Source organism: Kitasatospora sp. MBT63 (genome assembly GCF_000710465.2).
Lineage (GTDB): Bacteria > Actinomycetota > Actinomycetes > Streptomycetales > Streptomycetaceae > Kitasatospora.
In genome coordinates, this window is the sequence record NZ_JAIZ01000583.1 from 60634 (window position 1) to 82865 (window position 22232).

General features: G+C 72.6%; 20 protein-coding genes. 9 read left to right on the top strand and 11 right to left on the bottom strand.

The annotated features are described in order from the left end of the window. The 5 genes from AA75_RS30990 to AA75_RS31010 all read left to right on the top strand — a co-directional run. Positions 1-557, top strand: a 557-nt coding sequence (locus AA75_RS30990) for a FixH family protein (protein WP_033823621.1), incomplete at its 5' end; no start/stop codon positions are given. 331 nt (positions 558-888) lie between these two features. Beyond that, positions 889-2172 carry an iron uptake transporter deferrochelatase/peroxidase subunit gene (efeB, locus tag AA75_RS30995; RefSeq protein ID WP_051813828.1) on the top strand — a complete coding sequence of 428 codons (1284 nt, stop codon included), beginning with the start codon at positions 889-891 and terminating at the stop codon, positions 2170-2172. Between the two features lie 235 nt (positions 2173-2407). Further along, positions 2408-3343 (top strand): prephenate dehydratase, encoded by a 936-nt coding sequence (pheA, locus tag AA75_RS31000; protein WP_033823622.1) that lies wholly within the window; start codon positions 2408-2410, stop codon positions 3341-3343. 915 nt (positions 3344-4258) lie between these two features. Continuing rightward, entirely contained in the window at positions 4259-5533 is a 1275-nt protein-coding gene (serS, locus tag AA75_RS31005; protein ID WP_082526962.1) for a serine--tRNA ligase, read from the top strand. A gap of 73 nt (positions 5534-5606) precedes the next feature. Next, on the top strand, positions 5607-6500 hold the full coding sequence (locus tag AA75_RS31010) for an HAD family hydrolase (protein WP_082526963.1): 894 nt from the start codon (positions 5607-5609) through the stop codon (positions 6498-6500). A 110-nt stretch (positions 6501-6610) separates the two neighbouring features. Here the strand turns inward: AA75_RS31010 and AA75_RS31015 are convergent, their stop codons facing one another. Continuing rightward, positions 6611-8437, bottom strand: a complete 1827-nt coding sequence (locus AA75_RS31015) for an LCP family protein (RefSeq protein WP_149038476.1) — start codon at positions 8435-8437, stop codon at positions 6611-6613. A gap of 164 nt (positions 8438-8601) precedes the next feature. Further along, a complete protein-coding gene (locus AA75_RS31020) occupies positions 8602-9531 on the bottom strand; it encodes a sporulation protein (RefSeq protein ID WP_033823624.1) in 930 nt (309 codons plus the stop codon). 330 nt (positions 9532-9861) lie between these two features. On the opposite strand from AA75_RS31020, the gene AA75_RS31025 reads away from it, so the two are divergent. Both AA75_RS31025 and AA75_RS31030 read left to right on the top strand, forming a co-directional pair. Then, on the top strand, positions 9862-10593 hold the full coding sequence (locus AA75_RS31025; RefSeq protein WP_233289269.1) for a FadR/GntR family transcriptional regulator: 732 nt from the start codon (positions 9862-9864) through the stop codon (positions 10591-10593). A gap of 166 nt (positions 10594-10759) precedes the next feature. Beyond that, a complete protein-coding gene (locus tag AA75_RS31030; RefSeq protein WP_033823625.1) occupies positions 10760-12073 on the top strand; it encodes an MFS transporter in 1314 nt (437 codons plus the stop codon). A gap of 68 nt (positions 12074-12141) precedes the next feature. On the opposite strand, the gene AA75_RS31035 is transcribed toward AA75_RS31030, so the two are convergent. From AA75_RS31035 to AA75_RS31075, 9 genes are all read right to left on the bottom strand, one after another. Further along, a complete protein-coding gene (locus AA75_RS31035) occupies positions 12142-12861 on the bottom strand; it encodes an ABC transporter permease (protein WP_033823658.1) in 720 nt (239 codons plus the stop codon). A 115-nt stretch (positions 12862-12976) separates the two neighbouring features. Next, positions 12977-13894, bottom strand: coding sequence for an ABC transporter ATP-binding protein (locus AA75_RS31040; RefSeq protein WP_033823626.1), 918 nt, complete (start codon positions 13892-13894; stop codon positions 12977-12979). A gap of 9 nt (positions 13895-13903) precedes the next feature. Beyond that, a complete protein-coding gene (locus AA75_RS31045; RefSeq protein ID WP_033823627.1) occupies positions 13904-14803 on the bottom strand; it encodes an ABC transporter permease in 900 nt (299 codons plus the stop codon). Then, a complete protein-coding gene (locus tag AA75_RS31050) occupies positions 14787-15845 on the bottom strand; it encodes an ABC transporter ATP-binding protein (protein ID WP_033823628.1) in 1059 nt (352 codons plus the stop codon). The genes AA75_RS31045 and AA75_RS31050 overlap by 17 nt, the downstream gene beginning before the upstream one ends. Positions 15846-16070: 225 nt before the next feature. Beyond that, positions 16071-17228, bottom strand: coding sequence for a hypothetical protein (locus AA75_RS31055; RefSeq protein ID WP_035981439.1), 1158 nt, complete (start codon positions 17226-17228; stop codon positions 16071-16073). After that, positions 17225-18208 (bottom strand): hypothetical protein, encoded by a 984-nt coding sequence (locus AA75_RS31060; RefSeq protein WP_149038477.1) that lies wholly within the window; start codon positions 18206-18208, stop codon positions 17225-17227. The genes AA75_RS31055 and AA75_RS31060 overlap by 4 nt, the downstream gene beginning before the upstream one ends. Beyond that, a complete protein-coding gene (locus AA75_RS31065; RefSeq protein ID WP_051813822.1) occupies positions 18205-19122 on the bottom strand; it encodes a hypothetical protein in 918 nt (305 codons plus the stop codon). The genes AA75_RS31060 and AA75_RS31065 overlap by 4 nt, the downstream gene beginning before the upstream one ends. Positions 19123-19186: 64 nt before the next feature. After that, complete coding sequence (locus tag AA75_RS31070) at positions 19187-20089, bottom strand: hypothetical protein (protein WP_033823630.1); 903 nt, start codon at positions 20087-20089, stop codon at positions 19187-19189. 318 nt (positions 20090-20407) lie between these two features. Beyond that, entirely contained in the window at positions 20408-21295 is an 888-nt protein-coding gene (locus tag AA75_RS31075) for an LLM class flavin-dependent oxidoreductase (protein ID WP_033823631.1), read from the bottom strand. 95 nt (positions 21296-21390) lie between these two features. Here AA75_RS31075 and AA75_RS31080 point away from each other — a divergent pair, with 95 nt between their 5' ends. Both AA75_RS31080 and AA75_RS31085 read left to right on the top strand, forming a co-directional pair. Then, positions 21391-21672 carry a hypothetical protein gene (locus AA75_RS31080; RefSeq protein ID WP_033823661.1) on the top strand — a complete coding sequence of 94 codons (282 nt, stop codon included), beginning with the start codon at positions 21391-21393 and terminating at the stop codon, positions 21670-21672. After that, the gene (locus AA75_RS31085) at positions 21669-22061 is read left to right on the top strand and encodes a type II toxin-antitoxin system VapC family toxin (RefSeq protein ID WP_033823632.1); all 393 of its coding nucleotides are present in this window, start codon (positions 21669-21671) and stop codon (positions 22059-22061) included. The genes AA75_RS31080 and AA75_RS31085 overlap by 4 nt, the downstream gene beginning before the upstream one ends. Positions 22062-22232: the final 171 nt, after the last annotated feature.

Below are 22232 nucleotides of genomic sequence, written 5' to 3' on the forward strand. Positions count from 1 at the left end.
GGTCGAAGGACGGCACACCGGCCCGGGCCGGACTGCGGCGCTCGGTCCTGGTGGAGTCGGTGGTCGCGGTGGCCGTGCTGGTGGTCACCACGCTGCTGACCAACTCACCTCCCGGACGGGTGGCTTCGGCCGTCGCCTCGACCGGGCAGACCCAGAGCGCGGCGCCGGGCACGGGACCGGCCGCGGGGACCGGGGCGAGCACCGTTCCCGGACGCACGGTCGAGCTCAAGCTGCCGTACGACACCGGCGGGCGGACCGGCAACGCGAAGGGCACTGCGACGGTCGCCATCAACCCGGCCGCCACCGGCAGCAATGCCGTACAGCTCAAGCTGGACGACAGCGCGGGCAACCCGGTCGCGGTGCCGGAGCTGGAGCTGGCCTTCACCCTGCCGGACCGGGATCTCGGACCGCTTCCGGTGACGTTGAAGGCCGAGGGCACGGGCCGATGGTCCGGCACCGCGCAGTTGCCGCTGGCCGGGAACTGGGTCGTCTCGGTGACCGTACGGTCCTCGGACATCGATCAGGTGACCTCGGTTCAGCAGCTCAAGGTCGGATAGCCGCAGGGTGCCTGGCGTTCCGGGCGCCGCCCAGGCGAGTGGGCGTTCGCGTGCATGTGCGCGGGCGTGAGCATTCGCGAGCGGGTGAGCGTTAACGGCGCCGCGAGCGTTGACTGCCCTGTGAGCATTGACGGCCCCGCGAGCGTTCAGGGTTGGGGGAGTGTTCACGTCATCGTGAACACTCCCCCGATCGGGGGCGCTGACGATCCGGTGAACGCTGACAGTGTCGGCAGCATTCACCTTCCGATAAATAGTCACGTATGCGTGAAAGCTTGCGAGTTGGTGAGAAGTGGAAGAGAAGACCGAGCCTGAGAGCACCAACGGGGCCACTATCGGCGCCGCCACCGCGACCGCCCAAGGTCCCGGCGCGCCCGGCGCCCGGCCCCTCACCCGCCGCACGCTGCTCGGCGGAGCAGGTGCGGGCCTCGCGGTCGGCGCGGCGGGCGGGGCGTTCGCCGCACACCAACTGACGACGCGCCGCGCCCACGGGTCCGCCCAGGGATCCGCCACGGATACGTCAGCCGCCCCGGCGCTGGGCACGGTGGCGGTTCCGTTCCACGGCCAACACCAGGCCGGCATCCTCCAACCCCAGCAGGCCCGGGTCCAGCTCGCCGCCTTCGACCTGGCCGGCAATGCGGGCCGGGACGGGCTGCGCGGCCTGATGCAGAAGTGGTCCGCGACCGCCGCCCTGCTGGCCGCGGGCAAGCCCGCCGGGGAGCACGAGAACCAGATCGCGTCGGATGCCGGTCCCTGCGCGCTCACCGTCACCTTCGGGTTCGGCGCCTCGCTGTTCGACCGGGTCGGCCTCGCCGAGCGGCGTCCGGCCGCGCTCGCACCGCTGCCCGAGTTCCCCGGCGACGCCCTCGACCGCTCGCGCGGTGACGGCGATCTGTGGCTGCAGATCGGCGCCGACGACGCGTTGGTGGCCTTCCACGCGCTGCGCGTCCTCCAGCGGCAGGCCGCCGGCCTCGCCACGCTGCGATGGCAGATGTCCGGCTTCCACCGCACCCCCGGCGCGACCGCGCACCCGATGACCGGCCGCAACCTGATGGGCCAGGTCGACGGGACCAACAACCCCAAGCCGTCCGACCCCGACTTCGCCGCCCGGGTCTTCACCACCGGCCCCGACTGGCCGGCCGGCGGCTCGTACGCCGTGGTCCGCCGCATCCGCATGCTGCTGGACAACTGGGAGAACCTGCCGGTGGACCGCCAGGAGCGGGTGATCGGCCGCCGCAAGTCGGACGGCGCCCCGCTGTCCGGAGGCAGCGAGTCCACACCGGTCGCACTGGACGCCACCAACCAGGACGGCTCGTTCGCCATCGCCCCCGACGCACACATCCGGGTCGCGGCCCCGGCGTCCAACGGCGGCGCCGCCATGCTGCGCCGGGGCTTCTCGTACCACGACGGGCTGCTGCCGGACGGCTCGCTGGACGCCGGGTTGCTGTTCATCGCCTTCCAGTCCGACCCGGCCCGCGGCTTCGTTCCCGTCCAGCGGAAGCTGGCCAAGGGCGACGGGCTGTCCCGCTTCCTGCGGCACGAGGCGAGCGCCCTGTTCGCGGTGCCGCCCGGGGCCGCCGAGGGGGAGTACGTCGGGCAGTTCCTGCTGGAGGGCTGACCGGAAGGCTGACCGGCGGGGCCCCGACCCCTCGGCCCGGCACCGTTGTGCCGTCGGCGGGCGTTCCGCGGGCTGCGGCGACCGTTCCCCGGGACGGCCCTGCGGCTGGCTTCCCACTGTGCGGAACGCCGCCGTGTCGGCCCACCCGAATGACTAAGGTGGCAAGTCGAGCACTTCTCCGCACCACCCGCTCTGCACCACCCGCTCCGCACCACCCGCGCGCACGGAGGCAGCAATGTCCGCGACCCGCTACACCTATCTCGGGCCCGCGGGCACCTTCACCGAGGCGGCGCTGCGCACCCTGCCGGAGGCCGCCACCCGCGAGCTGGTGCCGCTCGCCTCGGTGCCCGCCGCCCTGGACGCCGTCCGGGCGGGAGACGCGGCCGGCGCGTTCGTCCCGGTGGAGAACTCGGTCGAGGGCGCGGTCACCGCGACCAGTGACGAGCTGGCCTCGGGCACACCGCTGATGATCTACCGCGAGGTGCTGCTGCCGATCTCGTTCGCCCTGCTGGTCCGGCCGGGCACCGAGTTGTCGGACGTCAAGACGGTCACCAGTCACCCGGTGGCCCAGCCGCAGGTCCGCCGCTGGATGGCGGCCAACCTGCCGGACGCCCAGTGGGAGTCGGCCGCCTCGAACGCGGACGGCGCGCGGTTGGTCCAGGAGGGCCGGTTCGACGGCGCGTTCGCGGGCGAGTTCGCGGCGCCGCTGTACGGCCTCGACGTCCTCGTCAACGAGATCCACGACGCCGCCAACGCCACCACCCGGTTCGTACTGGTCGGCCGGCCCGGGAGGGTCTCCTCGCCGACCGGCGCCGACAAGACGTCGATGGTGGTCTGGCTGCCGGACGACCACCCGGGTGCGCTGCTGGAACTGCTGCAGGAGTTCGCCGTCCGCGGCATCAACCTGATGCGGATCGAGTCCCGCCCGACCGGTGAGGGCATGGGCAGTTACTGCTTCCTGATCGACTGCGAGGGGCACCTCAGTGAGCGCCGGGTGAGCGAGGCACTGATGGGACTGAAGCGGATCTGCCCGCAGGTGCGCTTCCTCGGCTCGTACCCGCGGGCGGACAAGGGCACCCCAAAGGAGGCCCGGCCCGGCACCTCGGACGCCGAGTTCGCGGCGGCGGCCGACTGGCTGTCCCGCTGCCTGGACGGTCGCGGCGAGGTCTGAACGAGGTCTGAGCCTCCGGCGTCACCGGCGGACGCCGCGCCTCGGGCCCGGGCCCGAGGCCGAGCCCGGCCAGAGCGAGGCCTGAGGGCGAGGGCTTCACGGCTGCGGCGGGTTGTCCCAATGCGACGTGAATACGTCGCTTTCTGTTCAGATCCGTCATTTTTCGACACGCAGGTAAGTTCACCTGCGTGGTGCAGTGGCCCTTCGTGAACGCCGGACCGGGCGGGACGCCGCGGCCGGACGGTCGGGCTCCGTCATCCACAGGCACCGAGTTCCATCCACAGGAGGTGTGGACGGAAAGTTATCCACAGCCCTGGGGATGAGTCGACAAAACGGCATAGCCACAGTCACACCCGTTCAGATCATCAGCTAGCGACACAGGGGTGACTAATCGGACCAGAGTCACCCTTCGGCCGATATGTCACCCGTCCGAGCGAGCGAATTACCTCGGTCCAGAAGGCTCATCGAGGTTTAGAACCTCAATTCCCTGGTTCGACGCCTCCCGCGCTGGATCTTCTTCACAATCCACAGGCGGCGCGGCCGGCCTGTGGAAAACAGCCCGCCAGCCGGTTCCCCACAGCAGTTATCCACAGGTTCGAGCGAGTTATCCCCAGGGCTGGAGCTCACCGTGGCCCCACGGCCGGGCCGGGCCGGTGATCGGCTCGGCGCAGGATGACACACGCCGCGCCCCGGGGCGACGCGTACCCGGCGGCCCGCCGCCCGCCGCCGACCGCCACTGCCCCGCCGCCCGCTGTCACCAGCCGGGCCCCGGCCGGCCCCGACCGCGTCCGGGTGGGACGGCGAGGACGGGGCCCACGGGCGGGAGCCAGAGAGCCGGGGCAGCCGCCGCGGCGCCGGCCGGCGGAGCCGAAACCATTTACTTCTCGGGAGCCTCTCACCGGTAGGCTGACTCCCGTGATTGACCTTCGCCTGCTCCGTGAGGACCCTGACCGAGTGCGCGCCTCGCAGCGCGCCCGTGGCGAGGACGTCGAGCTCGTCGACGCCCTCCTCTCCGCCGATGAACGGCGTCGGTCCTCGGGCAGTCGCTTCGACGAGCTGCGCAACGAGCAGAAGACGCTGGGCAAGCAGGTCCCCAAGGCCCAGGGCGACGAGAAGACCGCCCTGCTCCAGCGGACCAAGGCGCTGGCGGAGGAGGTCAAGGCCGCCGACGCCGAGCAGGCCGCGGCGAAGGAGGAGGCCGAGCGCCTGCTCCGCTCGCTCGCCAACCTGATCGACCCGGCTGCGCCGGTGGGTGGCGAGGAGGACTTCGTCACCCTGGAGGAGATCGGTACCCCGCGCGACTTCGCGGCCGAGGGCTTCGAGCCCAAGGACCACGTCGAGCTGGGCCAGATCCTGGGCGCGATCGACACCGAGCGCGGCGCCAAGGTCGCCGGTGCCCGTTCCTACTACCTGACCGGTGTCGGCGCGCTGCTGGAGCTCGCCCTGGTCAACATGGCGATGGCGCAGGCCGACGCCGCGGGCTTCACCCCGATGATCACCCCGGCGCTGGTCCGCCCGGCGGCCATGGACGGTACCGGCTTCCTCGGCCAGGCCGCGGAGAACGTGTACCACCTCGCCGAGGACGACCGGTACCTGGTCGGCACCAGCGAGGTCCCGCTGGCGGCGTACCACATGGACGAGATCCTGGACGCGGAGAAGCTGCCGCTGCGCTACGCGGGCTTCTCCTCCTGCTTCCGCCGCGAGGCCGGGACGTACGGCAAGGACACCCGCGGCATCATCCGGGTGCACCAGTTCGAGAAGGTGGAGATGTTCGTCTTCACCACGCCCGAGGACGCCGAGGCGGAGCACCGCCGGCTGCTCCAGTGGGAGAAGGACTTCCTCAACGCGCTGGAGCTGCCCTACCGGGTGATCGACGTCGCCTCCGGCGACCTCGGGGCCTCGGCCGCGCGGAAGTTCGACATCGAGGCGTGGATCCCCACCCAGGGCAAGTACCGCGAGGTCACCTCGACCTCCAACACCACCGAGTACCAGGCCCGGCGCCTGTCGATCCGGATGCGCGAGGAGGGCAAGGTCCGCCCGCTGGCCACCCTGAACGGCACCCTCGTCGCCGTGCCGCGGGTGATCGTGGCGCTGCTGGAGAACCACCAGCAGGCGGACGGTTCGGTGGTCCTCCCCGAGGCGCTGCGGCCGTTCCTCGGCGGGCGCACCGTGATCGAGCCCGTCAAGTAGCAGTACCCCGCCGCCGCACCGCCGCTGCGGCTAGGCAACTCCTGCACGGCAACTCCATGGAGACGTACGGAAGATGAGCACGACCGGCCACCGCCCCGACTCCTCTTCCGGACGCTCCGCGGCGAAGGCCCCGGCGGCGCCCTCGTCCGACGGTCCCGGTGGCGACCTGCCGTACCGGCTGGTCGCCACCGACCTGGACGGCACCCTGCTGAACAGTGCCGAGTCGGTCTCCGCGCGCAACCTCGCGGCGCTGGCGGCCGTCACGGCCGCCGGCGCCCGGCACATCATCGTCACCGGCCGGTCGGCGGGGTGGGCGAGGCCGGTCTTCGACGAGATCGGCTACACGGGTCTGGCGGTCTGCGGCCAGGGCGCGCAGGTGTACGACGCGGGGGCGCACAAGCTGCTGACCTCGCTCACCCTGGACCGGCAGCTGGCCGCCCTGGCGCTGGCGAAGATCGAGGCCGAGACCGGTCCGCTCGCGGTGGCCGCCAACCAGGACGGGCTGGACGGCGAGGTGCTGGCCGGTCCGGGCTTCCAGTTGAAGATCGGTTCGGACCTGCCGGTCGCCCGGGTGGCGGCCGACCGGCTGTTCACCGCTCCGATCAGCAAGCTGTACATCCAGCACCCGGAACTCGGTGACGACGCCCTCGCGGAGGCGGCCCACCGGGTGGCCGGTGCGCTGGTCGGGGTGACCATGGCGGGACCCGGGATCGTCGAGGTCCTGCCGCTCGGCCTGACCAAGGCCACCGGGCTGGCGCTCGCCGCCCATCGGCTGGGCGCGAAGGCCGCGCAGACCATCGCGTTCGGTGACATGCCCAACGACATCCCGATGCTGAACTGGGCGGGGTACGGCGTGGCCATGGCCGGCGCGCACGAGCAACTGCGCGCGGTCGCCGACGAGGTGACGGTGGGCAACGACGAGGACGGCGTGGCCGTCGTCCTGGAGCGGGTGTTCGGGCTCGGCTGAGCCGGGCCGGGGACGCGCGCGAACGGCGACGGGCCCCGCACTCCACCGAGTGCGGGGCCCGTCACCGTTCGCGTCAGGGCCGGTGCCCGGCCGCCGGGGCCGGGCCGGGGTCAGCCGAACGAGACGTTGGAGCAGGGGTCGTCGTCCGCGGACCGTGCGTCCTGGGCGACCGAGCTGGGCAACGGACCGGGGGCGGCGGGGGTCCCCGCGCCGGCGGCACCGCCGTTGGCCGAGGCGTAGTCCTTGCCGAGCACCAGGCTGATGCCGGACTTGCTGCTCGCCTCCAGGGTGGCGCCGGGGAAGAGGGAGGCGACCGTCTGGGCGCCGGCCTTCTCGCCGGGGCCGTACTGGACCACGGTGGTGTCGTGGTTCTGCTGGGCCGCGTTGCCGGTGCCGGTGACGGTGAACTTGGAGGTCTTGAGCGTGGCCGACGCCTTGGTGGTGAGGCCCGGGGTGGTGGTGCCGTTGTACACGGCGACCTTGATGCCGGCGCCCTTGACGGTGGCGGGTGCGGCCGTGCCCGGGTCGGCGGCGGGGGTGGGGGCGGCCGGGGAGCTGTCCGCCGGGGCCGCGGTGCCGCCGCTGGCGTCCTGGCCGTCCAGGGTCCGGTCGGCCTTCAGCGCGGCCCAGAGCTGGTTGACGTCCGGGTAGACCAGGGCCACCCGTTCCTTGTCGAACTTCCAGGGCGTCGTCAGGAACTTGATGTTGTGGAGGTCGATGTCCTTCATCGTCAGCGCGAAGCTCATCAGCTTGGCCGCGCTGTTGAGTCCCTCGTCCACCAGCAGCGACTTGGTGGCCGCGTCGGCGAGCGGCAGCAGGGTCGTCGGGTCCATGCCGGCGCCCTTGACCTGCTTGATCAGCGAGGACATGAAGGCCTGCTGACGCTTCATCCGGCCGATGTCGGAGCCGTCGCCGATGCCGTGGCGCAGCCGGACGTAGTCGAGGGCGGCCTGGCCTTCGACCTTCTGCTCGCCCTTGGGGTAGAGCTGCTTGCCCTTGTGGCCGAGGTTGGGGTTGAGGTCGCCTTCGTAGATCGCGTTCGGCAGGCAGACGTTGACGCCGCCGACTGCGCTGGTCATCGCGGCGAACCCGGAGAAGTTGATCACGATGGTGTGGTCGACCCGGATGCCGGTGAGCTTCTCGACGGTGTTCTGGGTGCAGGCGGGGTTTCCCTGGTCGGTGTTGCCGACCGAGAAGGCGCTGTTGAACATGACGCCGCTCTGCTGCTTGGTCCACTTGCCGTTGGGCAGCTTGCAGGGCGGGATGTCGACCAGTGCGTCGCGGGGGAAGGAGACGCCGACGGCGTGCTTGTGGTCGGCGTAGACGTGCAGCAGCATCGTGGTGTCCGACCGGGCACCGCCGTCCTCTCCGCCGCCGAGGTCGCGGTTGGCGCCGTCCCGGGAGTCGGAGCCGATCAGCAGGACGTTGATCGGGGTCCGGCCCTGGGCGTCGGGGGCGGCGGCCGCCGGGCGGTCGGAGCTGAGGGCGTCGTTGCTGAAGAACTGGATGTTGCCGTTGAGCTTGAGGTAGACGGCTCCACCGGCGGCGGCGACCAGGCTGATGGCGCCGACCGCCGTCCAGATGATGATCTTCTTCTTGTTGCGGGGCTTCTTGCGGGCGCGGGCTGCCGCGCGGCCACCGCCGGCCTGGCCGGCGGGCCCGCCGGACCCGCCCGGTCCGCCGTGGCCGGAACCGCCGTTGCCGCCCCGGCCCTGCTGGGCACGGCGGGCCTCGGCGCGGCCGCCCGTCCGGGCGGCTTCGGCCGGGGCCTGATCCGGTCTGCGCCGTCGCTGGCCGACCACCGACGCGCCGCCCGCGGGCGGGGCGTCGTCACGGTGCGGGGCATCGTGACGGTAGTCGCCGCCACCGTGGTCCGGGGCATCGTCGCGCCACCAGTCGGCGTCCTGGCCGGACGCCCCCGCCCTCTGGCCTGCCATACGTACACCCTTCACCGACGGCAGCAACACGGAGCCTCAGCAACGCACCGAGTGCAGTACCGACGCGTAGAACTTCTGCGGAGCATATAAAGGCATCATTGCGGAGTCACGAGCCGGGCCCGGGCTGACCGTTTCGGCCGGAGTCCCGGGCCCCTCCCGGGCGGTCAGCCCTCGAAGAAGTCCGCGAAGACTTCTTCCATCGCCTCACCGAGGACGAAGCCGCCGACCAGCCCGGCCGCGGCGCCCACCGCCGCCGCACCCGCTCCGCTGTGACCACTGTGACCGCTGTGACCGCTGTGACCATGATCACCGTGGCTGCCGTGTCCGCCGTGGCCGTGGCCGTAGCCCTTGGCCACCTGCTGGAGCCAGCCGTCGACGACAGGGGTGAGGTCCTGGTCGGCCGCGGAGTGCTCGAGGCGGTGCTGGTGGATCACGTCGCCGCCGCGCTTGTCGAACTCCAGCACCACCTCGGTGCCGGACTCGTCGGTGACGAAGGTCAGCTCCACCGCGTGGCACAGGTGCGCGTACTGCGGGGCCGCCGCGAACTCGATCTCCTGGTAGAACGGCAGCCGCTGGGCGGTGCCGCGGATGTGCCCGGCCTCCAGGTCGGCGCTGCGCAGCCGGAACCCGAGCCCGGTGAAGGCGTCCAGGACGCGCTGCTGCAGCGGCAGCGGAGCGACGCCGAGCGGGTCCGCGTCACCCTTGTCGCGCGCGCCGCTGATCTCGACCTCGGTCCGTACGCCGACCGCCATCCCGGGCAGCTGCCAGCCGGCGAAGCTGGTCAGCGGGGTCTCGTGGGGCACCGGGACACTGAACGGGATCGACCGCTGCTCGCCCGGGGCCAGCCGGAACGGTGCGCTGACGCCGTACCGGGCGAACGGGGACAGGCCCGTGCTCTCACCCTCGTCGTGCTCGATCTCGACCTGGGCGACCAGGGTCAGGGTGATCCCGGTGATCTCGGCGTCCTGCGTCCCGCCGACCAGGTTGACCTGCCCCTGGATCAGGCCGCCGGGCTGGACGACCGGCGTGGACAGGACGGTGTCGACGGTGGGGCCGCCGACGCCGAGCGCACCCAGCAGCTTCTTGAACACCATGAGGCCTGACTCCAGTGAGGGGCGGAAAATCGGTACACGGGTGATCGGAGAAACGCAGCCCGCGCCGGGGCGGTTCCCGTGGCCCGCCTCACTCCGTTCAACGTGCCGGGGAGGACTCCATGTTCGGTACCGGGGTCCGGTGCCCCCGGCACCGGGTCCCATCTGGTCGGCGCGAGCGACAACGGCGACACGCCCAGCCAGTTGTAGGATGACCGGGCAAGCACTTGTAGGATGACCTCCGGAAGCCCCCGCCGAGCCCCCGGCCCCGGTCCGCACGCCCGTGGCCCGGCCGGCCCGTTCGGCCCGACCCGACCAGGAAGGACGTGTCCCGTGACCGGTACCCAGGACGGCCTGCAGGCCGCCGGACGCCGTTCCCTGGTGGACGCGGCGATCGAGCAGCTGCGGGAGCAGCTGAGCGCGGGAACCTGGCCGGTCGGGACGAAGATCCCCAGCGAGCACGAGTTGGCCGAGCGTCTGCAGGTCGGCCGCAACACCGTGCGGGAGGCGATCCGGGTACTGGTCCACGCCGGGATGCTGGTCTCCCGGCAGGGTGAGGGCACGTTCGTGCGCAGCACCAGCGACCCGGCGGCCGTCCTGCGGGGCGTGCAGCGGTCGGGTGTGCGGGACGTGCTGGAGGTCCGGGCCGCGCTCGAGGCCGAGGCGGCCAGGCTGGCCGCCGTCCGCCACACCCCCGAGGACATCGCCCGGATGCGGGCCGCGCTGGCTCGCGAGGCCGAGGTGCTCGCGGCGCATCCCGAGCGGACCGGCCGCGAGGCGACCGTCGAGCACGACCTGGAGTTCCACACCGCCGTGGTCGACGCCGCGCACAACCCTGCGCTGGGTGAGGTCTACCGGTACTTCGGTGCGTCGGTGCGGGAGTCGATGCGGGCGGCGTTCGGGGACCACGAGATGCCCGAGGTGGTGATCGCGACGCATGCGGCGCTGGTCGACGCCATCGAGAGCGGCGATCCCGACCGCGCCGAGACGGCCTGTCGCGAGCTGCTCGCGGAGCCGACGGCCGCCGTGGAGCAGCTGCTCGCCGCCATCGCCGCCCGGAAGTAGGGGCGCGGCGCCGCCCGGCCCGCCGGAGCGCGACCGTACGGACGAAGACCGTAACGGCCCCCGGACTCCTGTCGCCGCGCTGCCCGCCACCGCGCCCGGTGCCATCACCGCCGTCGGCGCACTCCGCCCGCCACTGACTCGCCCGTTCCAGAGAGAGCACCACCTGATGTCGGTCACCCGCACCCAGCAGCCGGTTGCCACCACTTCCCTCCGTACTCGCACGAAGCTCGCGCACCCCGCGCTGTTCCTGACCGGCATCGTGCTGGTCGCGTTGAACATGCGGGCCTGTCTGGCGGCGGTCGCGCCGGTGCTCGCGGAGATCCAGCAGACCTTCCACCTGTCGGCGACCGCGAGCGGTCTGATCACGACGGTGCCGGCGCTGTTCCAGGGGGTCGGCGCGCCGCTGACTCCCCGGCTGACCCGGCGGTTCGGTACCGAGCGGGTGGTGCTGGGGGCGGTGCTCACGCTGGGCGCGGGGGTGCTGGTGCGGGTCCTGCCGTCGGCGGTCGCGCTGTACCTCGGGTGCGTGGTGATCGGGGTGGCCATCGCGGTGCTGAACGTCTCGATGCCGGGCCTGGTGAAGCGGGAGTTCCCCGACCGGGCGGCGGCGGCGACCGGCCTGTACTCGACGGCGACGCTGGTGGGCGCCACGCTGGCGGCTGCCTCGTCGGTGCCGCTGGAGAAGGCGCTGGGCGGCGGGTGGCAGGCCTCGCTCGGCGCGTGGTCGCTGCTGGCGGTGGTGGCGGCGCTGGCCTGGCTGCCGCAGTTGCTGCGGTCCCGCCAGGCTGCTGGCGCCGTGCGGCCCGCGGGCACGGTACGGCCTGCGGATGCGGCCGGTGGGGTGCCGGTCGCGGGTCCGGTCGCCGGTCCGGCGGCGGCTTCGGGGGCGGGGCAGCCCGCCGCCGGGACCGGGAGTGTCTGGCGGTCCGGGCTGGCCTGGCAGATCAGCGCCTTCATGGGTATCTCGTCGCTGCTGGTCTACGTCCTGGTGGCGTGGCTGCCGACGATCCTGGCCGACCACGGGATGGACCGCGGCGAGGCGGGTCTGGTCTTCGCGTTCAGCAACCTGCTGCAGGTGGCGGGGGCGTTCCTGGTGCCGCTGCTGGCGGGCCGGATGACCCGTCAGCGTGGGCTGGCGGTGGCGATGGCCGGGTTGAACGCGGCCGGTATCGCGTTGCTGCTGCTGACCCCGGTGTCCGGGGCGTGGGCCGCGGCGGCGGTGCTGGGTGTGGCGCAGGGCGGTTCGTTCGGCCTGGCGCTGGCGTTCATCGTGCTGCGGACCGGTACCCCGGCGGGTGCCGCCCGGCTGGGCGGGATGAGCCAGGCGGTCGGGTACCTGGTGGCGGCGTCGGGCCCGGTCGGTGCGGGTGCGCTGCACCAGGTGACGGGGGGCTGGACGGTACCGCTGGTCCTGATGCTGGTCCTGGCCGGGGCCGCGGCCGTGGCGGGCTGGGGCGCGGGCCGCAACCGTACGGTCTGACGGGCCTGCCCGGGGCCCGGCCGCCGCGCGCGGCCGCCGCGCGCGGGTGCGCGGCGGCCGGGCGGGTGTCACTCCTCCGAGACGAGGGTGAGGCCGGCCAGTTTGACCGAGGCGGCCACGGTGGCGGCCACGGCCACGCCGATGAGCAGGGGCACGGCGGTGCCGAGCGCCACGTCCGAGTTGATCATGCCGTCCGAGGCGACCGACCGGGCGACCGACAGGCCCCACTGCTGGACGCTCAGCGTGCGGGCTCCGTCGACGTAGTTGCCGACCAGGCTCTCCCAGACCAGTGCGTAGGCCAGTCCGGCCACCACGGCGTGCCGGGTGGCCACGCCGAGCAGCAGGAAGAGCGCGCTGTAGACGGCTCCGGAGACGAGTGCGCCGACGGCGTAGCCGACCGCGAGTCCGTCGCCGGGCCCGTAGACGATCAGGCCGGCCAGCAGGGTCGGGAGGGCGGCGAAGGCCCAGGTGGTCGCGATGGCGACGGCCAGCTTGGTGGTGATGATCTGCCAGCGGGGCAGCGGCTTGGAGAGCAGGTAGACGATCGAGCCGTCGTCGATCTCGGTCGCGATCACACCCGTGCCGACCACCAGGCCGAGGATCGGCACCAGGGTGCCGAGCGAGAGCTGGCCGAGGATGCTGGCGGCCAGGTCGTGCTTGTCCTGGCCGGAGCCGCGGGCGAGCAGGGAGATCACCAGCAGCACGGCGGGGACCACCAGCAGCAGGATGCCGCGGCGGCGGCCGAGCAGGCCGCGCACGGTCAGCCTGGCGACGGTCGGGTTCACGATGGGTTCCAGCCCTTCTGGCGGCGTTCTGGCGGTCTCACGAGCGGGAGGCCGCCGGGGGTGGGCCCGCCGCGGGCCGGGGGTCACTAGGAGCCCGCGGTCCGCGACCGGCCGGGGGTCACGTGGAGACGAGGTAGGAGAAGACGCTCTCCAGCGACTCGTCCGCCGGGGAGACGGTGTACAGCCGGATGCCGGCCTGCTGGGCGACCTTGGGCAGAAGAGTGGTGAAGCCCTGGAAGTTGACCGCCTGGATGCGCAGCGCCTTCTCCTGGCCGTCGAGTTCGATGCCGGCGGTGGAGCCGTCGGCGATCAGGGCGGCGGCCAGCTTGCGGTCGTCGCTGGAGCGGACCAGGTAGCGGTGCGGGCGGTCGGTCATCAGGCGGCGGATCTTGCGGAAGTCGCCGGAGGCCGCGTGCCGGCCGGCCACCACGACCTCGATGTGGCGGGCGAGCTGTTCGACCTCCTCCAGGATGTGCGAGGAGAAGAGCACGGTGCGGCCGTCGGCGCCGAAGCGGCGCAGGAGTTCCATCAGCTGGAGCCGCTGGCGCGGGTCCATGCCGTTGAACGGCTCGTCGAGCAGCAGCACGTCCGGGTCGTGGACCAGGGCGGAAGCCATCTTGACGCGCTGCTTCATGCCCTTGGAGTAGGTACCGGCCTTGCGGTCCTGGGCGTACTCCATCTCGACCAGGGCGAGGGCCCGGCGGGCGGCCGCGCCCGGGTCGGTGAGGCCGTGCAGTTCGGCGTTGGCGAGGACGAACTCCCAGCCGGTCAGGTAGTCGTACATCGACTCGCGCTCGGGGACCAGCCCGATCTGCCGGTAGACCTGCTGGTTGCGCCAGATCGGTGCGCCGTCCAGGGTCACCTCACCGGCGGAGGGGCCGAGGAAGCCGCTCATCATGTGGATGAGGGTCGACTTCCCGGCGCCGTTCGGGCCGAGCAGTCCGGTGACACCCGGGCCGATCCGCATGCTGATGTCGTTGACGGCGACCACGTTGCCGAACCAGCGGGAGACCTTGTCGATCGTGATGACAGCCATGACGTCCCCTCAGATCTTCCGGTAGCGGCGGAGCAGGGACACGTAGCACAGCACCGCGATGGTGACGATCTCGACCCCGAAGACCACGGCCGCGAAGGTGCTCGGGGCGTGGATGACCGCGCCGTCGCCGCCGAGGCCGAAGGTCCGGTTGACGACGCTCTCGACCAGCATCTGCGGGGACAGCAGGGCGACCCAGTTGGCGGAGTCCCGGCCCTCGAAGCCGCCGTTGATGCCGAACGCGATGGTGGCCAGGATGTTGCTGACCACCAGCACGCCCATGATGGCCGCGACGCCGAAGCCGCGACGCGGGGTGGCGGCCGCGATCAGCAGGGCGATGGCGGCGAACAGCACCGCGTAGAGCACCGCCGCGACGAGGGCGTAGAGGAAGTGCTCGGTGTTGGTGCCGAAGGGGAGCTTGCCGAGGACGGCCCCGATGTAGAGCACCAGCAGCGGCGTCACCATCAGGATCAGCATCGCGGCGGTCATCGCGGCGAACTTGGCGCGGACGTAGTCGCCCCGGGTGATCGGCCGGGAGAAGTACAGCGGCACGGTGTTGTGGCGCAGGTCCCGGGACATCAGGACGGGCGCCTGGGCGGCCAGGAAGATGGTGATCAGCAGGCCGAAGGTGGAGAGGAAGGCGGTGTAGTCCATCAGCAGCTTCTGCTGCTTCGCGATCAGCGTGGCGGTGACGATCATGAGCGCGATGGCGCCCAGCCCGCCGAGGATCAGCATCGGCAGCACCTTGGACTTGCCGGAGCGGCCGAGCCCGTACGCGCCGCGCAGACTCTGCACGAACAGCGAGCGGGTGGCGTACGAGCGGCCCAGCCGCGGGCCCTGGTAGCCGCGGTAGCCGATGTTGTGGATGACGCCGCTGTCGGGCGCGGTCCTGGGCTCAGGAGGCAACGACATCGGGAGCACCTCCTGCCTGCGGGTCTGCGGTCTGCGGGTCCACGGTCTGCGGGTCGGCCCCGGGGGCCGGGTCGGCCGGGTCGGCCGGGGTGGCCGGGTCGGCTTGGGCCCCGGGTGCGGCGGCGGTGAAGATCTCGGCGACCCGGTGGCGGCGCTGCTCCAGGCGGATCAGCCCGAGTCCCAGACCGGCCACGGTGTCGCGGATGGTGTCGTACGTGTCCTCGCCGGCCATCTCGACCAGCAGGATCCGGGAGCCGTCCGGCCGGACGGTGAGCCCGGCGGCCGCGAGGCGCTCGCGGACCGCGCGGTCCGCGTCCAGGGACTGGTCGTCGGGGTGATCGGTGACCTCGACCGCGAGCAGCTGGGTCGCCTCGGTGAAGGAAGCGGTGGAGGAGGAACGCAGCAGTCGGCCGCCGTCGATCACCACCAGGTGGTCGCAGGTGCGTTCGAGTTCGCCGAGGAGGTGGGTGGTGACCAGGACCGAGATGCCGAAGTCGGAGTGGACCCGGCGGATCAGGGCCAGCATGTCGTCGCGGCCGACCGGGTCGAGGCCGTTGGTCGGCTCGTCGAGCAGCACCAACTGCGGGTCGTGGACGAGCGCCTGGGCCAGCTTCACCCGCTGCTTCATGCCGGTCGAGTAGCCGCCCATCGGGCGGTACCGCTCCTCGTAGAGGCCGACGTGACGCAGGGTGTCGGCGGTCCGTTCGCGGGCGGCGGCGGCCGGCAGGCCGGCCATCCGGGCCATGTGGACCACGAACTCCGTCGCCGACACGTCGGGCGGCAGGCAGTCGTGCTCGGGCATGTAGCCGACCCGTTCGCGGATCGCCGGGCCCTCGGTGGCGATGTCCAGGCCGAGGACCTGGCCGGTGCCGGAGGTGGCCGGGGAGAGCCCGAGCAGGATCTTGATGAGTGTGGACTTGCCCGCGCCGTTCGAACCGACCAGACCGACCACTCCGGGCTGCACCTCCACGGTGAGCTGATCGAGAGCGGTGACCCGGGGGAACCTCTTGGTGAGGCCGTCCGTCTTGATGACAGTGGACACATCGACCAACGTAGTGGCCGGCCGGTGCGCCGGGCATGAGCTGGGATGCTGAGCGCTCGGTCGTCCTGCGGTATGACACGGCCGGGCCTGCCCCTAAGGGGCGGAGGCCCGGCCGTCTGCGTGCCGGCTACCGTGCCTGCGACCGCGTCGGGTCACCTGCGGGCAGCGCCGTCCGCGCACGGTCGTCGGCGTGGCTGCGGCCGCGCGCCGGCCGGGGCCGGCAGGTCAGGCCAGCAGGTCGGCCTGGAGGACGGTCACCTGCCGGAACGCCTGCTCCTGGACGCCCTTGGGGTTGGTCATGACGATCCGGGCGACCACGTCGCCGGCCGCGATGTCGGCCGCCTCGGCGACCGGCCGGCCGTCCGCCTTCTCATCGGCCGCGCGGGCCTGCGAGGCGACCGTCGGCATCGACTGGAAGACCAGGCCGGAACGCTTGAGCGGAGCGGCGTCCTTGGGCTCCGACTTGGTCCCGGCGCGCTCGTAGAAGCGGTTGGCCTCGGTGTTGGAACCGAAGCGCAGCAGCCAGATCTCGGTACGGGTGCCGTCGGGTCCGGTCCACACCCGCTTGGTGGCGGCCAGGCAGGCGCTCTCCAGGAGGGACGCGGTGATCTTCGGGGCGTTCTTGTCGGTGGCCGCGAAGTCGTTGCAGTCGGACCAGGCCGCGGCCGGTACGGCTGCGGCGGTGGTCGGGCTCGCGGTGGCGGACGGGCCGTCACCAGGGGTGCCCGGCGCGCCCGGGGAGGCCGGAGCCGCCGAGGCCGCCGGGCTCGGGGCGGCGGCGGTCGGGCTGCCGCTCGCCGCGGCGCCGGCCGAGGCCGTGGCGGGCTGTTCGAGGGTGGCGCCGGCCGGGGCGGGCAGCAGCAGCTGCCGCAGGTCCGCGTAGTGCCGGTGCAGGCCCGCCTTGGCGGGCTCGGCCTTGCCGGAGGGCAGCGGCGGCAGGGTGAGCTGCGGGAATGCGTACCGGCCGTCGTTGGGCGTGCGCAGGCCCGGCAGGCTGGTCCGGTCGGGGGTGGTGACCGCGACGGCCGCGGCGGTGGCGGTGAGCACCGCGATCACGGCCGCGCCGCCCCAGCGCAGCATGGCCGTGCGGCGCGGCCGGCGGGCCTGTTCGGCCTGGAGGGCCTCCGCCGACAGCGACCAGGCGTCCAGGGTCGGCTCACCGATCGGCGGCGGCCCCCACGGCTGCTCGGGGGCCGGGGTGTGCGGGGGAACCGCGTCCGCGTCCGCGGCCGGTTCGGCCGGTTCGGCCGGTGCGTGGGCGTCCTGGGGAGTCTGGGCCCCGGCGGTGGCGGGCTGCTGCTCGGCCTTGCGGAACTGCTCGGGCAGCGGGGTGGCCTCGGTGCTCTGCGGCTGCCCGGGCTCGGGTGCGGTGGTGTCGGTCATACGGACGCTCCTGGGCGGGCCAGCCGGTCGAGCTGCTGGGTGAAGATGGTGACGACCTTGTCCTTGGGCAGCGGGGCGACGCCCTCGACCCGCACCACCACGCGGAGGTCGCCCTCGGCCGCGGAGCAGGACAGGGAGTCCACCAGGGAGCCCGGCGGCAGGTGCGGGAGGTAGCAGTGCGCCTCGGCGTGGCCCGGGATGTCCGGACCGATCCGGAACAGGCCCGAGTCCGAACCCAGCGCCTGCTCCCAGGCGTTGTCCGCCTGGACGGCCTCCTGGTGGTACTGCAGCAGCCAGACCGTGATCACCGTGCCGGAGTCGCCGGACACCAGGGTGCGGACGCCGGCGCCCTTGAGCGGGGTGTCCTGCCAGACCTTGCGGACCAGGTCCTGGAGCTTGGGCGGCAGTGCGCGGACGTCGTCCTCGACCCACGCCTTGCGCTGGTCCTCGGTCAGTTCGGTGTCGTTGCCGTAGGCGCCGGAGTCGGGTCCGAGCCGGTAGCCGGCGGGCACCGGCAGCAGCAGGTCGCGCATCGAACCGAAGTGGCTGCCGTTGGACTTGGCGCCGAAGGAGGGGCTCGGTGCGGCGGACGGGCTCGCGGTAGCGGCGGCCGCCACCGGGGTGGTGTCGCTCTCGCCGTACCCGGCCTTGAGGATGCCGAGGCCGAGGCCGACACCGACGAGCGCGGCAGCCACCACGGCGGCACCGGCGCGGACGGCGAAGGGGGCGCGCGGTGCGGTCCGGGGCGCGGACGGCCAGGCGGGCGCGGGGGCATCCGCCTGAGCGCCGGTCAGGGCGTCGGCCGAGGCACCGGCCGGGACGTCGTCGGCCGGGACGCCGGCCGAAGCAGCGGCCGGGCTCTCGGTCGGGCTCTCGGTCGGACCGGGTGCCGGGAGCGCGGGGGCGGCCTCGACGACGGTGGGCTCGACGGCGGTGGGCGACGGCTCGGCCGTACCCGGGTTCACTGCGGACTCACTCATACCAGCCGCTCCCACTGCAGCTTGGCGAGGGCCTTGAGCTCATCGCCGTTGACCTGGGTCGGGGAGTAGACGGTGATCACCATCGCGACGGTGCCGCGCCGGGCGACCGCCTCCCCGTAGTAGTACTTCTCGGTGCTCTCGGCGTACGTGAGCTGCTTGTCGGACGCGCTGTAGTACCCGTTGATGGTGCCGCCGTCCAGGGGCTGCCCGTCCGCCGCCTCGTTGATGTCGGCGACCGCCGACTGGCTGGAGTCGTCGTCGTACTGGATGAGTTCGACCAGGTACTTGGTCTCGCCCTTCCGCCAGGCCAGGAAGGCGTCCCGGCGGAAGCCCGCCTGGAGCATCGAGCGGAAGCGGCGGTCGGCGCCGCCGTAGGAGAGCGCCTTCTCGCCGATCGACATCCAGCCGGAGTCGTCGCCGTAGCCGAAGTCGTCCCACTGCTCGGCGCCGTCCGGCTTGCTGATCAGCAGCTTGCGCAGGTCGCCGTCGACCACCAGCGGCTTGGGCCGGGCCGCCGCTGCGGCCTGCTCGTCCAGCGTGGTGGCGGGGTAGTGCGGGGCGCCGACCTGCAGCGGCGGCAGGGGCGTCGGGGCGCGGCCGGCCTGGATGGCGTAGCCGCCGACGGCGCCGAGCAGCGGGCCGATCAGCAGGGCGGCCACCATCAGGCGCGCGGTGCTGATCCGGCGCGCGGGCGCGGCGGACCCGGTCTCGGCACCGGTCCCGGCATCGGCATCGGCCTCGGCCTCGGCCTCGGTCCCGGCCTGGGTTCCCGGCTCGGTTCCGGCCTCGACGACGTCGGTGACGGTGATGGTGGCCCCGGCGGGGGCGGGCTGCGCGTCGGCGGGCGCCGGCGGGCCGGGCGGCGCCGCCGGTGCCTCGGGAGCCGGTGCCGGCTCCGGGGTTTCGGTGGTCACTGGGTGCTCCTGGGCAGATGAGGTCGCGTCAGGTACGGGGTCCGGCTGCTCGGCCGGTCGCGGCTCAGCCACCGGAGCCCAGCCGTTCGCGCTGACGCTTCATCGCGTCCGCCAGCAGGGCCTTGTCCGGGGTGCCCTTCACGTAGACGGAGACCTGGTACTCGATGTCGCCGATGGAGGAGACGCCGACCAGCTTTCCGGTCCAGGCCTCCTGCTCGGGCTTCATCAGCACACCCTTGGCGTTGCTGTCGCCGTCGACGTCGAAGGAGTCGCCGGAGTCGAAGGTCATGCCCTTCGCGAACTCCCTGGCCATGCTGCTGTTCTTGAAGCGCAGCATCCGGACCAGCACCTCCTGCTTGCCGTCTGCGGTGCGGTAACGCCGTTCGGCCGCGTCGTCCTGGTAGCCGTAGGACTTGAGGATCTCCGGCATCTCGTCGGCGTTGCCGAACTCCTCGCACAGTTCCTTGGTGCTCAGCTGGATGCCGTCCGCCGAGCCGTACGACTCGGCGCCGTCGGGCATCGGGACCAGGAAGAACCGCAGGTCGCCGCCGTGGCGGTCGCCGTTGACGGTGCCGTGCAGGGTGCTGCTGGGCTTCGGCGGGGGCGGCGGGGTGCTCGCCGACGGGGTGGGGGACGGGGTCGGGCTCGGCGACGGGGTCGCGGAGGCGGACGCAGCGGGCGCGGCGGCGGGGGCGGCCGCGGCGGCGCGGGGCTTGCCGTCCGGCTTGCCGACGGCGACCGTCACCACGGTGCTGGCGGCGGTGACGGCCAGCAGGCCGACCACCGCGAGGGTCACGCGGGCGGCCCGGCCCGGGGCACGGGGTTCCTGCTCCGGCGTCAGCACCAGGCCGGGCGCTGGGACGGGCACGGGGGCCGGGTACGGGACCTCGGGGGCGGGCTGCGACGTCGGCGCGGCCTCGGGCGCCGGCGCGGCCTCGGGCTCGGGCGCGGGCTCGAGCGCCGTCACCGGGCTCTCGCTGGCAGCCGATTCGGCCTCAGGGCTGTCTTCGGGCACGGTCAAGGGACTCCCCCCAGGCAGAACGGTCTGTTCCGCGTTCGGACCGCGGCCCCTCGGGGCCTCCCCCGGTGCTCCCGTGCAGCCGACCGACACGCGTGTCAGCTGGAATTATGAGAGTCCGCTGACCGGTGCAACAACCGCATTCCCAGCGAAAGTCGGCCCAATGGGCCATCAATCGGACACGTCGTGATCGAACCGCAATCGGGTGGCCACGTGGTGGCCACCCGACTGCGCCGGGGCGCCGCCCCTGAGGGGTTCAGGCGCAGGTCAACCCAGCTGGGCCAGGCCCTCGGTGGCGATCCGTTCGAAGACCGCGAGGTCGTTGGCGAAGATCGAGTCGGGTACCGGCCAGTGGACCACCAGCTCGGTGATGCCCATCTCCTGGTAGGTGCCGGCCCAGTCGACGAAGGCGTCCAGCGAGGCCAGCGGCCGCTCCGCGGTCGACCCCTGGAGCAGGACCTTCTCGAGCTCCGCGACGTCCCGGCCGCGCTCCTCGCAGGCGGCGGCGAGCTTGGCCAGCTGTCCGGCGATCACGGCGGGTGCCTGGTCCACCGGGACGTCCGCCGGGCCGCGCGGGTCACCGTAGGTCACCCAGCCCTGGCCGTACTGGGCGGCGAGCTTGAGCCCGCGCGGGCCGGTGGCGGCGACGTAGAACGGCACCCGCGGCCGCTGCACGCAGCCGGGGATGTTCCGGGCCTCGACGGCCGAGTAGTAGCGGCCCTCGGAGGTGGTCGAGTCCTCGGTCAGCAGCTGGTCCAGCAGCGGCAGGAACTCCCCGAACCGGTCCGCCCGCTCCTTCGGCGACCAGGCCTCCTGGCCCATCGCGGTCGCGTCGAAGCCGACGCCGCCGACGCCGATGCCGACCGTCAGCCGGCCGTCCGAGATGTCGTCGACGGTCAGCAGTTCCTTGGCCAGGGTGACCGGGTGGCGGAAGTTCGGCGAGGTCACCAGGGTGCCGAGGCGGATCCGCTCGGTGGCGGTCGCGGCAGCGGTCAGGGTGGGCACCGCCCCGAACCACGGCTCTTCCCGGAACGACCGCCACGAGAGGTGGTCGTAGGTGTACGCGGCGTGGAAGCCGAGGTCCTCGGCCCGCCGCCAGATCTTCTGTCCCTCGCCCCACCGGTGGATGGGGAGGATCACGGTGCTCAGTCGCATGCTGCCGACCCTACGTGCATCGAGATCAGGGGTGTGGTCGATGACTCCGGAGCCGACCACCGACAGCCTCACACATCATGTACTACATTTTCGGTATGAGTACACCTCGACCTGGCAAGACTCGAGTCACCAGCGTCTCCCTGCGAGCCGAGACCCTGGAGGCGATTCGCGCGCGGGCCGGCAAGCAGGGCATCTCCTCGTACATCGAGGAGGCTGTGCAGCGACAGCTCCAGCGCGAAGCCATCGACGAGTACATCAAGGAGGCCGAAGCCGAGCACGGGCCGGTGGATCCGGCCGACGCGGCGGCCAAGGCCGAACGCATCCGCTCACACCATGCTGCTCACCGCGGAGACTCCGCTCCGACGGACGCCGCGTGAGCGGCACCCTCGTTCTCGACAGCGAGGCCCTGTCGAAGCTCTCCCGGCGGCATCGTGACATGACGGTGTGGCTCGACGTCACCCGCACGCTGGATCTTCTGGTGGTGACGAGTGCGGCCACACTGGTGGAGGCGCGTGACCCCAAGGTGCCGCAGGCGGCATTCGACCACGCCGTCTCCCTCACCAAGGTGCGCCCCATCACGGAGGACATCGCGCGAGCGGCAGGCAAGCTACTGGCAGCCGAGGGGCTTCACGGCCATAAGTACGCCACCGACGCCATACTCGCAGCCACCGCGCACGCGGAGCACGGCGACGTGACTGTTGTGACCAGCGATGTCGATGGTCTGCGCCGCCTGTGCCACGGCCGCATCGCCGTCGAGCCGATCTGACCCGCGACGGAGCGTCCTCGCAGGTCGGACCGCGATGGGCGAACGAGGCTCCACCGAGTGGAGCCGGTCACCGATTGGGCCGCCAGGCCTCGGCCGAGCAGTTGAAACGGGCGGGCCTGCACGACCGGAAGCATGTGACCGTGACCGAGATGGCACCGCGGCAGGCAGGGC

What these genes read in the sequence shown, in the direction of transcription:
- AA75_RS31010 (WP_082526963.1), top strand. Translation starts at nt 5,607, where the DNA reads ATGAGCACGACCGGCCACCGCCCCGACTCCTCTTCCGGACGCTCCGCG.
- AA75_RS31040 (WP_033823626.1), bottom strand. Translation starts at nt 13,894, where the DNA reads ATGGCTGTCATCACGATCGACAAGGTCTCCCGCTGGTTCGGCAACGTG.
- AA75_RS31015 (WP_149038476.1), bottom strand. Translation starts at nt 8,437, where the DNA reads ATGGCAGGCCAGAGGGCGGGGGCGTCCGGCCAGGACGCCGACTGGTGG.
- AA75_RS31030 (WP_033823625.1), top strand. Translation starts at nt 10,760, where the DNA reads ATGTCGGTCACCCGCACCCAGCAGCCGGTTGCCACCACTTCCCTCCGT.
- AA75_RS31075 (WP_033823631.1), bottom strand. Translation starts at nt 21,295, where the DNA reads ATGCGACTGAGCACCGTGATCCTCCCCATCCACCGGTGGGGCGAGGGA.
- pheA (WP_033823622.1), top strand. Translation starts at nt 2,408, where the DNA reads ATGTCCGCGACCCGCTACACCTATCTCGGGCCCGCGGGCACCTTCACC.
- AA75_RS31080 (WP_033823661.1), top strand. Translation starts at nt 21,391, where the DNA reads ATGAGTACACCTCGACCTGGCAAGACTCGAGTCACCAGCGTCTCCCTG.
- AA75_RS31045 (WP_033823627.1), bottom strand. Translation starts at nt 14,803, where the DNA reads ATGTCGTTGCCTCCTGAGCCCAGGACCGCGCCCGACAGCGGCGTCATC.
- AA75_RS31055 (WP_035981439.1), bottom strand. Translation starts at nt 17,228, where the DNA reads ATGACCGACACCACCGCACCCGAGCCCGGGCAGCCGCAGAGCACCGAG.
- AA75_RS31020 (WP_033823624.1), bottom strand. Translation starts at nt 9,531, where the DNA reads ATGGTGTTCAAGAAGCTGCTGGGTGCGCTCGGCGTCGGCGGCCCCACC.
- AA75_RS31060 (WP_149038477.1), bottom strand. Translation starts at nt 18,208, where the DNA reads ATGAGTGAGTCCGCAGTGAACCCGGGTACGGCCGAGCCGTCGCCCACC.